At 72.7% G+C, this 12,630-nt stretch carries 9 protein-coding genes; 3 read left to right on the plus strand and 6 right to left on the minus strand.

Annotation, left to right across the window (positions count from 1 at the left end):
- Positions 1-35 precede the first annotated feature (35 nt).
- A complete protein-coding gene (locus ACTWPP_RS34605; RefSeq protein WP_443108617.1) occupies positions 36-1,640 on the plus strand; it encodes an alkaline phosphatase D family protein in 1,605 nt (534 codons plus the stop codon).
- Between the two features lie 51 nt (positions 1,641-1,691).
- Here the strand turns inward: ACTWPP_RS34605 and ACTWPP_RS34610 are convergent, their stop codons facing one another.
- Positions 1,692-2,681: an ABC transporter ATP-binding protein gene (locus ACTWPP_RS34610; RefSeq protein ID WP_443108618.1), complete on the minus strand. Its 990-nt coding sequence runs from the start codon at positions 2,679-2,681 to the stop codon at positions 1,692-1,694.
- Positions 2,682-2,986: 305 nt separating this feature from the next.
- Here ACTWPP_RS34610 and ACTWPP_RS34615 point away from each other — a divergent pair, with 305 nt between their 5' ends.
- Together ACTWPP_RS34615 and ACTWPP_RS34620 are read left to right on the plus strand one after the other, a co-directional pair.
- Positions 2,987-4,057 (plus strand): S1 family peptidase, encoded by a 1,071-nt coding sequence (locus tag ACTWPP_RS34615; protein WP_443108619.1) that lies wholly within the window; start codon positions 2,987-2,989, stop codon positions 4,055-4,057.
- A gap of 284 nt (positions 4,058-4,341) precedes the next feature.
- A complete protein-coding gene (locus tag ACTWPP_RS34620) occupies positions 4,342-5,397 on the plus strand; it encodes a S1 family peptidase (protein ID WP_443108620.1) in 1,056 nt (351 codons plus the stop codon).
- Positions 5,398-5,473: 76 nt separating this feature from the next.
- On the opposite strand, the gene ACTWPP_RS34625 is transcribed toward ACTWPP_RS34620, so the two are convergent.
- The 5 genes from ACTWPP_RS34625 to ACTWPP_RS34645 all read right to left on the minus strand — a co-directional run.
- Positions 5,474-6,211, minus strand: a complete 738-nt coding sequence (locus ACTWPP_RS34625; RefSeq protein WP_443108621.1) for a thioesterase II family protein — start codon at positions 6,209-6,211, stop codon at positions 5,474-5,476.
- Positions 6,208-6,867: a GNAT family N-acetyltransferase gene (locus tag ACTWPP_RS34630; RefSeq protein ID WP_443108622.1), complete on the minus strand. Its 660-nt coding sequence runs from the start codon at positions 6,865-6,867 to the stop codon at positions 6,208-6,210. The genes ACTWPP_RS34625 and ACTWPP_RS34630 overlap by 4 nt, the downstream gene beginning before the upstream one ends.
- Positions 6,860-7,069, minus strand: a complete 210-nt coding sequence (locus ACTWPP_RS34635) for an MbtH family protein (RefSeq protein ID WP_443108623.1) — start codon at positions 7,067-7,069, stop codon at positions 6,860-6,862. The genes ACTWPP_RS34630 and ACTWPP_RS34635 overlap by 8 nt, the downstream gene beginning before the upstream one ends.
- A gap of 10 nt (positions 7,070-7,079) precedes the next feature.
- On the minus strand, positions 7,080-10,973 hold the full coding sequence (locus ACTWPP_RS34640) for an amino acid adenylation domain-containing protein (RefSeq protein ID WP_443108624.1): 3,894 nt from the start codon (positions 10,971-10,973) through the stop codon (positions 7,080-7,082).
- The coding region (locus ACTWPP_RS34645; protein ID WP_443108625.1) for a condensation domain-containing protein at positions 10,970-12,630 on the minus strand (1,661 nt) is incomplete at its 5' end. The genes ACTWPP_RS34645 and ACTWPP_RS34640, both read right to left, overlap by 4 nt.

Here is a 12,630-nt window from a genome sequence, read left to right on the forward strand (position 1 = left end):
ACACTGTTCACACCCCTACCCCCCGGGGAGAGCGCATGACCCAGCCCCCTGCCCTGAACGGCCCGATCATCGGACGACGCGGACTACTCCTGGCGGGCGGCGCCCTCGGGGTGGCCGCCGCCGTGGCCGGCGTGTCCGCCGCCCCGGCCTGGGGCGCCCCGACGTTCCAGGGCGACCCCTTCGCGCTCGGCGTGGCGTCCGGCGACCCGTGGCCGGACGGCGTCGTCCTGTGGACCCGGCTCGCGCCCGAGCCGCTGGCCCTGGACGGCTCCGGCGGCATGCCGGCCCGCAAGGTCGAGGTCGGATGGGAGGTGGCCGCCGACGAGCGCTTCCGCAAGGTCGTCCGCCGCGGCAACGCCTTCGCCGTCCCGGAACTGGGGCACTCCGTGCACGTCGAGGTGAACGGCCTGCAGCCGGACCGCGAGTACTTCTACCGCTTCCGGGTCCGGGGCACCCTCAGCCCGGTGGGCCGCACCAGGACCGCCCCGGAGCCCTGGGCGAGGACCCGGAGCCTGAGCTTCGCCGTCGCGTCCTGCCAGGCGTGGTTCGAGGGGTTCTACACCGCCTACCGCCACATGGCCGAAGAGGACGTGGCGGTCGTCTTCCACCTCGGCGACTACATCTACGAGAATCAGATCGGCCCCACCGGCGGGGTCCGTAACGTCGCCGTGCCCCCGGAGATCCAGGTCGAGCCCACCGACCTGACGCAGTACCGCCTGCGGCATGCCCTGCACCGCTTCGACCCCGACATCATCGCCGCACACCGGACGCACCCGTTCGTCCTCGTCTGGGACGACCATGAGATCGAGGACAACTGGGTCGGCGACATCTCCAAGGCCGACGGCGAACCCGACACGGACCCGGCGGTGTTCCGCCGCCGCAAGGCCGCCGCGGCCCAGGCGTACTACGAGAACCTGCCGCTGCGCGGTCCCAGCAGGCCCCGGGGGTCGCACAGCCGCCTGTACCGCAGGCTGCGCTACGGAAGGCTCGCCGACTTCCACGTCCTGGACACCCGGCAGTACCGCGCCGACCAGGCGTGCGGCGACCGCACCAGCGACTGCGCCGACCGGCACGCCCCCGGCCGCACGGTGCTGGGCCCCGAGCAGGAGAGGTGGCTGTACGAGGGACTCGGCGAATCCCGCGCCACCTGGAACGTCATCCCCCAGCAGATCCCGGTGACGCAGGTCGACACCGTCCCCGGCGACGGGCGCAGGTTCGTCATGGACTTCTGGGACGGCTACAAGCCGGCTCGCGACCAGCTCTTCGCCGAGTTCGTCGACCGCGGGGTGCGCAACCCGGTCGTCCTGACCGGTGACATGCACCGCCACATGGCCGCCGACCTCAAGCTGGACTTCGACGACCCGGGCTCCCGCACGATCGGCGTCGAGTTCGTCGCCACCTCCATCTCCACCAAGATGGACGGCGAGGACCTCGACCAGGGCGGCCGGAACCTGCTGGACGCCAACGAGCACATCAAGTTCACCAACTACCAGCGCGGCTACATGCGCTGCACGCTGGACGACGAGACGTTCCGCACCGACTTCCGGGTCCTGCCGTACGTGACCCGGCCGGGCGCGCCCATCAGGACCCGCACCTCCTTCGTCACCGAGAACGGCAACCCCGGCCTCCGGTCCGCCTGACGTCCGCGGTCCCCGGCCGGGGCCGCCGGCCATGCCGCGGCCCCGGCCGTCCTATCGGCGCCACTGGCGCTGGGCGATCAGGGAGTCCCAGTCGGTGAGCCAGTCGCGGCCCTCGTCGTCGATGAACGAGCCCGGCGGCGGGGTCACCCGGTGCTCGGCGAGCCACGCCCCGGGCCGGCGCATCGAGGGACGCGTCCCGCCGCCGCTCGGCATGAGCTGCGGCGGGATCGGCGCGGGCATCGTCTGCGGTGCGGACTCGCTCGCGACCTCGGCGAGGTCCTTCTCCTCCGCCATCCCGATCGGCCCCTGCCGGCGCGCGTTGAAGAACTGGTTCACCGCGGGGTGCGTGCTGGACAGCACCATCTCCCGCGGCCCGAACATCACCAGGCCCCTGCGGAACAGCAGGCCGAGGTTGTCCGGCAGGACGCGGGCGGTGCCGATGTCGTGCGTGACGATCAGGAACGTCGCGCCGAGCTGGGTGTTCAGGTCGACGAACAGCTGGTTGAGGTACGCGGTGCGGACGGGGTCGAGGCCGGAGTCGGGCTCGTCCGCCAGGATGATCTCGGGGTCGAGGACGAGGGCGCGGGCCAGGCCGGCGCGTTTCTTCATCCCGCCGGAGATCTCGCCCGGCAGCTTGTTCTCCGAGCCGGACAGGCCGACCATCTCCATCTTCTCCAGCACGATGCGCCGGATCTCCGACTCGCCCTTCTTGGTGTGCTCGCGCAGCGGGAAGGCGATGTTGTCGTAAAGGTTCATGGAGCCGAACAGCGCACCGTCCTGGAACAGCACCCCGAAGTGGCGGCGCAGCTCGTAGAGGTCGTTCTCGCGCAGCCGCGGGACGTCGTCGCCGCCCACGTACACGTGGCCCCGGTCGGGACGCAGCAGCCCGACGAGGTTCTTGAGGAACACCGACTTCCCGGTTCCGGACGGCCCCAGCAGGGCGGAGATCTCGCCCGCCGGGATGGTGAAGGACACGTCCTCCCAGATGACCTGCCGCCCGAACGACTTCCTGAGCCCTTCCACCCGGATCTCGACACCCATGGGCACTCCCGTGCGGGGGAACCGGGGGCGGGGGGATCCGCATCTTATGTCCGGCCCCCGTCGTCTCGAATGTACGTCGCGCGCCGCTCCGCGGGGAGACCCATTGGACCCCGGGTCCAGCACTAAGTGGGTTAAAGGGGACATCTTGCCCAAGAACGGCCACGGATCTCGCACCCATTGTGACAATCCGTGCCCGACTGATTAGTCACTTTGTTGCCTTACGTCCGCGTTCAGGTTTCTTCCAGGCTGACCGATGACCTCCGGCGCACCAACCCGGGTGCGCCCAATCCCCCCTGGAGGCACAAGTGAAGATCCGTCCCACGCGCACCGGCGCCGCCGCCCTGGCGGCGTCCGGGCTGCTCGCGAGCGCGCTCGTCGGCACCCCCGCCGCGAACGCGTCGCTCGACGCGGCCGGCGCACCCGTCGCCGCCACGTCCGACACGGGCAGGGCGGCCGTGAAGCTGGCGGGGCAGCTCGGCTCCCGCACCGCCGGCGCCTACCTCGACCAGGCCACGCGCAAGCTGGTGGTCACGGTCACCGACGCCAAGGCCGCGCAAGCCGTGCGCGCCGCCGGCGCCGTCCCGAAGACCGTCACGCGCAGCGGCGCCGACCTGAAGCGGGTCATGGCCGCGCTCAGGCGCGACGCCACCGTCCCGGGCACCGCCTGGGCCGTCGACCCGGCCGCCAACCAGGTCGTCCTGACCATGGACGGCACGGTCAAGGGCGCCGGGCTGAAGAAGGTGAAGGCCGCCGCCGCCCAGCAGGGTGCGGCCGTCCGCACCGAGCGCGTCGCCGGGAAGTTCCGTCCGTTCGCCATAGGCGGCGACCCCATCTACTCCGGCGGCTCCCGCTGCACGCTGGGCTTCAACGTCACGAACGGAAGCGACTACTTCTTCCTGACGGCGGGGCACTGCACGGCGGCGGGCTCGACCTGGACCGACGGGTCGGGGACGACGCTCGGCGGCAACGCCGGCAGCAGCTTCCCCGGCAACGACTACGGCATCGTCCGGTACTCCTCCACCCCGGAGGACACGCGGGGCGGCGTCAGGGGTCCCGGCGGCGGCTTCCAGGACATCACCGACGCCGGGAACCCCACGGTCGGGCAGACCGTGACCCGCAGCGGCAGCACCACCGGCGTCCACAGCGGGCGGGTCACCGCCCTCAACCAGACGGTGAACTACCAGCAGGGCAGCGTCAGCGGCCTGATCCGCACCAACGTGTGCGCCGAGCCGGGCGACAGCGGCGGCCCGCTGTTCGCCGGGTCCATCGCGCTCGGGCTGACGTCCGGAGGCAGCGGTAACTGCTCGTCCGGCGGCGTCACGTTCTTCCAGCCCGTGACCGAGGTGCTCTCGGCGTTCGGGGTGGACGTCTACTAGTCGCCCACCGGTCACCACGGCGGCCCGCCGGAGCTCCCAGGCGGCGGGAAGCCACGGCACGGCCCCGGCCCCTCACGCGAGGGACCGGGGCCGTGTTCGCGGTCGATTGATCCACAACATGAAGGCCTTTCATGGTCTGACCACGGGACCATTGTCAGGGTGCCAACCACCTCGTCCCGAATTAGTCACCTTCTGCGTCTTACGTCCGCATTGACGGTTCTTACACCATGTCGGTGACCTCCGGTGCACCACTCGGGTGCGCCCATCCCCCCGTGGAGGCACAAGTGAAGATCCGTCACAGGCGCGTCGGCGCCGTCGCCGTCACCGCGGCGACCGCTGGAGTGGTGGCCGCCACCCTCGCCACCGCACCCGCCGCGTTCGCAAGCCCGGCGGCACCCGCCGCCCCCGTCGACCACGGCGCCGTCGCGGCGTCGCTCACGCACCAGCTCGGCTCCCAGACCGCCGGCTCCTACCTCAAGGGCGGCAAGCTGGTCGTAACGGTCACGGGCGCCAAGGCCGCACAAGCCGTGCGCGCCGCCGGCGCCGTCCCGAAGACCGTCGCACGCAGCGGCGCCGACCTGAAGCAGGTCATGGCCGCACTCAAGCGCGACGCCACCGTCCCGGGCACCGCCTGGGCCGTCGACCCGGCCACCAACCAGGTCCTGCTCACGATGGACAGCACCGTCAAGGGCGCCAAGCTCAAGAAGGTGCAGGCGGCCGCCGCCAAGCACGGAGCGGCCGTCCGCACCGAGCGGGTCGCCGGGAAGTTCCAGAAGTTCACCCTCGGCGGCGAAGCCATCTACGGCGGCGGCTCCCGCTGCTCGCTGGGCTTCAACGTCCGGAGTGGCAGCACGTACTACTTCGTCACCGCCGGGCACTGCACCAACGCCAGCTCGACCTGGACCGACAGGTCGGGGCGGACGCTGGGCCGGGTCGTGGCCAGCAGCTTCCCCGGCAACGACTACGGGGTCGTGCAGTACAGCTCGACGCCCGCCGACACGCGCGGCGCCGTCAGCCTGTACAGCGGCACCCACGACATCACCCGCTCCGGCAACGCCACGGTCGGGCAGACCGTGTACCGCAGCGGCAGCACGACCGGGCTGCACAACGGCCGTGTCACCGCGCTCAACCAGACCGTCAACTACGCCCAGGGATCGGTGTCCGGCCTGATCCGCACCACCGTGTGCGCCGAGCCCGGCGACAGCGGCGGCTCCCTGTTCGCTCCCAACACGGCGCTCGGCCTGACCTCCGGCGGCAGCGGCAACTGCAGCTGGGGCGGGACGACGTTCTTCCAGCCCGTCTCCGAGGTGCTCAGCCGGTACGGACTGAGCGTCTACTGACGGATACCCGAGAAAGGCGGGCCGCTCCCGGCGGTGAGTCTCAGACTCCCACGGGGGCGGCCCGCCGCCGTCCGTCTCAGGGGACGGCGGGGACTTCGAGGGTGCGGAGGACCTCCGCGATGACGTCCTGCTGCCGTTCCGTCAGATAGAAGTGGCCGCCGGGCAGCACCCTGAGGGCGAAACGCCCATCGGTGACCTGCGCCCAGCCGGCGGCCTGCTCCTCGGACACGTGCGGGTCGGCGTCCCCGATGATCGTGGTGATCGGGACGGTCAGCCGCGTGCCGGGCCGGTGGGCGTAGTCCTCGATCAGCCCGAAGTCGTTGCGCACGTACGGCAGGACGAGTTCGCGCAGCTCCGGGTCCTGCAGGGCCTCGGCGTCGCTGCCGCCGAGGTTCACCATCTCGGCGACCACGCCGTCATCGTCCTTGTCCGCGACGCGGTCGTCGCCGCGGTCGTGCGGCGGGCGGGCGCCGGAGGCGAACACGTGCACCGGGGCGCTGCCGCGCTCCTGCAGCAGCCGCGCCACCTCGTAGGCCAGGACGGCGCCCATGCTGTGCCCGAACAGGGCGGCGGGACGGTCCATCAGCGGCGCCATCGCACCGGCGACCAGGCGGGCGAGCTGGTGGGCGTCGGTGACCATCGCGTCGGCCATCCGGTCGGCGCGGCCCGGGTACTGGACGGCGTGCACCTCGACGGCCGGGCTGATCTCCTTGGCCCACGGCCGGTAGAACACCGCCGACCCGCCCGCGTGCGGCAGGCAGAACAGCCGCATCGACGCCCAGGGACGGTTCTCGGGGCAGCGGAACCAGCTCACGTGATCAATTCCTCCTCCTCGTGGCGGCGGGAGGCCACGCGCGGATCGTGCGGCAGCGGCCACGGCGCGACCCGCGGGTCCGGGACGAGCTTGGGCGCGGTGGTCTCCGCGGCCACCTTAAAGCCCCGGCGGCGGTAGTTGGCGATCGCGTTCGGATGGTCGAGGCTGCTGGTGCGCAGCCACACCCGCGCGGCGGGGCCGCTGTCGAGGGCCCACAGCTCGCCGCGCTGCCAGGCGCGGCGGGTGCACTGCTCGACGAGGTAGCCGCCGTAGCCGCGGCCGACGAACGCGTGGGTGAGCCCGACGAGGTGGATCTCGGTGTCCCCGCCCGGCTGCGCCTCGATCTCGAAGAAGCCCGCGATGGTGCCCTCGGCCATGGCGATCCACGTGGACAGCTCCGGCCGCTCCACCCACGCCCGCCAGTCGGCGTGCGTCCACGGGAACCGGTCCGTCCAGCACACGCGGGCGCCGACGGCCGCGTACATGGCGCGGTTGACCTCGGGGGACGGCTGCCCGGCGAGCGTGAACGTCATCTCGACGCCGGGCAGCGGCGCGGGACACAGGTCCGCCGCGTCCAGCATCTCCATCGTCCACTCGATGACCGCGGGGACCGCGATCGCGTCCCCGCGGAGCGCCGGCGGGCCGCCGTCATTCACCCATGGCCTCGATGAGGCTCTTGGGGCGCATGTCCGTCCAGTTGTCGCTGATGTGGTCCAGGCACGCCTGCCGGGTGTCCTCGTCCTTGGCCACCGTCCATCCGGCGGGGACCTCGGCGAACGACGGCCACAGCGAATGCTGGCCCTCGTCGTTGACGAGGACGACGTAGGTGCCGTCGGGGTCCTCGAAGGGGTTGGTCATCTCGTCCCTTTCACTGCGTGCTCTGTAGTTTGTCGAGTTTGGCGGCCAGGACGGCGCCCATCTCGGCGGCCGGGCCCGGCTCCATGAGGAGGTGGTGGTCGACGTCGAGGGGGTAGTCCTCGATCTCGCCCTCGACGAGCGGGCCCCAGTTCGAGCGCGCCGTGGGCGAGTCGCCGGTGCGGCCCTGGAGCGCGGTGAAGAAGAGGACGTCGCCGCGGAACCGTCCCGGCCGGTACTCCTCGGCCTGCCGGAGGCCGTTCTCGTAGTTGCGGTAGACGTTGACCAGGTCGTCCTCGCGGAGGGTCGCGAGGGCGTCGTCGCGTTCGGCGAGCACCGCCATGATCTGCGCCATGTCGGGGTTGCCGTCCTCGGCGACCATCTTCGCGTCGATGCCGATGCTCTCGAGGAGTTCGGGGAGGATCTCGCGCCGCTCCGACTCCAGGTCCTGGGTGTGGTACGCGTCGATGAGGGTGAGCAGCCCGACCCGTTCTCCGGCGGCCTGGAGCCGCACGGCCATCTCGTAGGCGATGAGCCCGCCCAGCGACCAGCCCGCGAGGTGGTAGGGGCCGGACGGCTGGACGGTGCGGATCTGCTCCAGATAGTCCTCGGCCGTCTGCTCGACGGAGCCGGGCAGCTCCGGCCGCGTGAACCCGGCGGCCTGGAGCCCGTAGATCGGCTGGTCGGGGGCGAGGTGCCGCTGGAACTGCAAGTAGCTCCATGACAGGCCGCCGGCCGGGTGGACGAAGAAGACCGGCGGGCGGGTCCCGGACGTCCGGATGGGCAGCAGCATCTCGAACCCGAGCCGGTCCTCGGGCTCGCCGGCCCGCGTGAGCGCCTCGACCGTCTGGTGGGTGAACACGTCGCGGGGGGTCAGTTCGATGTCCGCCCGCCGGGCCCGCGTGACGAGCCTCAGCGCGGCGATGCTGTCGCCGCCGAGGTCGAAGAAGCTGACGTCGGCGCCGACGCGGTCGAGGCCGAGGACGTCGGCGACGATCGCGCAGAGCCGCTCCTCCTCGGGTGTGCGGGGGTCGCGTCCGGCGGCGGCCTCGCCGTAGTCGGGGGCGGGCAGGGCGCGCCGGTCGAGCTTGCCGTTCGGGCCGACGGGGAACGTGTCGAGGCGGACGAACGCTGCGGGCACCATGTACTCGGGCAGCCGGCCCGCGACGAACTCTCGCAGGCCGTCGATGGACTCCGCGATGACGTACGCGACGAGGGTCTTGACGCCGGGGGTGTCCTCGCGGGCGATGACGGCGACGTTCGCGACGCCCGGGTGGGCGGCGACGGCGGCCTCGATCTCGCCCAGTTCGATCCGGAAGCCGCGGACCTTGACCTGGAGGTCGGCGCGGTCGACGTATTCGAGGGTGCCGTCCGCCCGCCACCGGACGAGGTCGCCGGTGCGGTACATGCGGCCGCCGGGCGCGCCGAACGGGTCGGCGACGTAGCGTTCGCCGGTCAGCGACGGGCGCCGCAGGTAGCCGCGCCCGAGGCCGGCGCCCGCGATGTAGGCCTCGCCGACCACGCCGGGCGGGACGGGCCGCAGCCCCTGGTCCAGCACGTACACGCGCATGTCGCCGAGGGGGCGGCCCAGCCCCGGGGTCGTCTCGGACGGGTCGGCGAGCGGGGCGCGCTGCGCCGCGTAGGTCGTGTACGTGGTGGCCTCGGTGGGGCCGTACACGTGGCCGACCTCGGTGTCCGGGCACGCGGCGAGGACCTTGCGCATCGCGGCCGGTGATCCGGCCTCCCCTCCGGTCAGCACCTCGCGGAGCCGCGCGAACGCGTGCGGGCGTTCGTCCGCGACCAGGTTGAACAGGGTCGTCGTGAGGAAGAGGCCGGTGAGGTCCTCCTCGGTGATCACCTTTTCGAGGGCTTCGCCGTTCAGATGCCCGGGGGGCGCGAACACGGCCGTGCCGCCGTGCAGCAGCGGCGTCCACAGTTCGTATACGGACGCGTCGAACGCGTGCGGCGAGTGGACGAGCACCCGGTCGTGCGCCCCGCCCCTGAGCCCGCCGTCGGTGGCGAGGTCGACGGCGTCGCGGTGGCGGAGCATGACGCCCTTGGGCACGCCGGTCGAGCCGGACGTGAACAGCACGCAGGCGAGATGTTCGGGATGGCACGGCACGCCCGGGTCGGTGGCGGGCCGCGCGTCCGTCTCGGGGTCGTCGTCCACGACGAGGATCCGCGCCGGCGTGTCGAGGCCGGCCGCGCGATCGCGCATGGGCGAGTCGACGATCAGGACGGGCGCACCGACCTCGGCGACCGCCCACGCCGTCCGCTCCGGCGGGTACCCGTGGTGGATCGGCGCGTACGCGCCGCCCGCCTTGAGGACCGCGAGCGACACCACGGCGACGTCGGCGGACCTTTCGAGGAGGACGGCGACCGGTGTCTCCGCGCCGACCCCGAGCCCGATGAGGCGGTGCGCCAGCCGGTTCGCCCGCGCGTCCAGATCGGCGTAGGTGACCGTCTCCCCTCCGGACCGGACGGCCGGGGCGCCGGGCGTCCGGGCCAGTTGCTCCGCGAAGCGGCCCGTGACGGTGCCCGGGGCGCGGTCCGTCGCGGGTCCCTGCCAGGTCTCCAGGACGTGGCGGCGCTCGTCGTCGTCCAGGACGTCGATGCGGCCCAGCGGCAGGTCGGGGCGGTAGGCGACGGCGTCCAGTACGCGGACGAAGCGGCGCATCAGGCGTTGCGCGTCGTCCTCGGTGAACAGGTCGGCGCGGTGGTCGATGCGCAGGGACAGGCCACGGCCGGGCACGGCGGCGAAGGTCAGCGGGTAGTGGGACGCGTCGTGGCCGTCCACGTCGTGGAGGGAGAGGCCGCCGAGGTCGGCGCCGGCGGCGTCCGGGTCGAACGGGTAGTTCTCCAGCACGGTCATCGTGTCGAAGAGGGTGCCGGTGCCGGTGAGGCGCTGGATGTCGGCCAGGCCGAGGTGATGGTGCGGCATCAGCGCGGCCTGCTCGTCCTGGAGGCGGATCAGCGCTTCGGCGACGGTGTCGGCGGGACGGACGCGGACGCGGATCGGCAGCGTGTTGATGAACAGGCCGATCATCTGCTCGACGCCCGGGAGTTCCGCTGGACGGCCGGACACGGCGGCGCCGAACACGACATCGGCCGAGCCGGTGAGGCGGCTGAGCAACGTGCCCCAGGCGAGTTGCAGGACCGTGTTGAGGGTGACGCCCTGGGCGCGGGCGCGCGCGCTGAGCGCCGAGGTGAGGTCTTCGGTGAGGCGGGTCCGGACCCGTCCGGGTTCATCCGGTCCGGGCTCGGGTGCGCCCGGTGCCACGAGGGTGGGTTCGTGGACGCCGTCGAGGGAGCGGCGCCAGGCGTCCTCGGCGGCGGAACGGTCCTGGGCGGCGAGCCACGCCAGGTAGTTCTTGTAGGGGGTGACGCGCGGCATCCCGGCGTCGTCGCCCTCGGCCAGGTAGAGCGCGAACAGTTCCGTTTGCAGGATGGGCGTGGACCAGCCGTCCAGCAGGATGTGGTGGTTGGTGAACACCATGCGGTGCAGGCCGTCCGCGAGCTTGATCAGCAGGAAGCGCAGCAGCGGCGGCTTCGTCATGTCGAACGGCCGGGCGCGTTCCGCGTCGGCCAGCCGGCGCGCCTCGGCGTCGCGCTCGGCGTCGGGCAGCGCGGACAGGTCCGCGTCGTCCCAGGGGAGGCGGACCTCGCGGTGAACGACCTGGACCGGTGAACCCTCCTTACGCTGCCGGAACCCGGCCCGCAGGTTGGCGTGCCGTCGAAGCAGCGTCGCGCCGGCGGCCTTCAGGGCGTCCACGTCGAGGGGGCCGCGCAGGTCGAACACGATCTGCGCCGTGTAGACGTCATGCCCCGAGTCGTACAACGCGTGGAAGAACAGCCCCTGCTGCAACGGGGACAGCGGGAGGATGTCCTCAAGCTGCGACTTGCTCAATCCAGCTCCCATTCGCCGTCGAGCTCGGCGGCGAGCTCGTCGATCTCGTCCTGGCTGACGTCCACCAGGGAAAGGTCGGACGGGGTGAACCCGCCGACGGGGCCTTCGGACGCGCCGCCCACGACATGCGCGACCAGGCCGCGCAGCGCCGCGTACCAGCGCTCGGCGAGGTCCTCGATCGCGGCCTCGTCGAACAGGCCGCCCGCCCATGTCCACGTCGCGGACAGCTCGGGGCCGCCGGGCAGGTCGCGGGTGTGCGCGTTGACCTCGATGGCGTGGACGAGGCCGAGCGCATCGTCCTGCCCGGTGCCGAGGGCGTCGCTTTCGGCCTGGCCGGCCGGTCCCCAGTCGGCGGCCTCGGGCGCGGCGGACCGGCCGAGGTAGTTGAACGCGATCTGCGGGTGCACCGCGAGGCGCTCGCCCGCCGCGGCGTTGAGGTAGCGCAGGAGGCCGTACCCGATGCCGTTGTCGGGGATCTCGCGGAGCTGCTCCTTGACCCGCTTCAGCGCGGTCCCGACGGCCTGGCCGCCCTCGCGGACGTCGGCGGGCTCGACCCATCCGGCGTCGAGCCGTACCGGGTAGATCGAGGTGAACCAGCCGGCGGTGCGCGACAGGTCCACGCCGGGGACGATCTCCTCGCGGCCGTGTCCTTCGAGGTCGATGAGGACGGCCGTCTCGTCGCACGTGCCGCGTTCGCGCCGCCACTCGGCGACGGCCAGGGCGAGCCCGGTGAGCAGCACGTCGTTGACCCGCCCGTGGAAGGCGGCCGGGACGTCGGCGAGGAGCGGGGCGGTGACGTCGGCGGGCAGGTCGAGCGTGCGGTGCCGCGCCGTCCCGAACGTGTCGGCCCCGGGGTCGAGCGGGCGGGTGCCGAGGAGCGGGTCGGGGGTGGCGAGGATGTCGTCCCACAGCGGCAGCTCCGCCGTGCGGGCCGGGTCGGACGCTTCGGCGGCGAGGCGCTGCGCCCAGCGGCGGAACGAGGTCGGGACGGGGTCGAGGTCTCCCCCGGCCCACGCGGCGACCAGGTCGGGGAGGATGATCCGCCACGACACGCCGTCCACGGCGAGGTGGTGGAGGGTGAGCAGCAGGCGCCCCGGCCGGGCGGGGCCGGCGTCGAACCAGACGAGCTGCGCCATCGTCCCGGCGGCCGGGTCGAGGCGGCGGCGGGCCGCCCCGGCCTCGCCGGCGAGGACGCCGCGGAGCCCGCCGGTGTCCAGCCCGGCGACGTCCACGCGCCGGACGAGCGCCGTCGCGTCGACCGCGCCGGGCTCGGCGACCTCGAACTCGGTGCCGTCCACCCTCAGCCGGAGCATGTCGTGGTGGTCGAGGACGGTCTGGAGCGCGGCCGCCAGCTTCTCCACGCCGAGGTCCGGCGGGACCTGGAGCAGCATCCGCTGGCTGTAACCGTCGACCGGGCCGTCCAGGCCCTGGAACCAGCGCATGATCGGGGTGGCCGGGATCCGGCCGATGCCGGCGCCGGGCGCCTCGGCGTCGACCCGCTCGCCCTCGCCGACCGGACGCGACACCTCCGCCAGTTCCTCGACGGTCTGGTGCTGGAACACCTCCCGCGGCGTGATGACCAGGCCGGACTGGCGGGCGCGGGAGACGAGCTGGATGGCGATGATGGAGTCGCCGCCGAGGTCGAAGAACCCGTCGT

It is taken from the genome of Actinomadura sp. 3N407 (assembly GCF_052245875.1).
GTDB lineage: Bacteria > Actinomycetota > Actinomycetes > Streptosporangiales > Streptosporangiaceae > Spirillospora.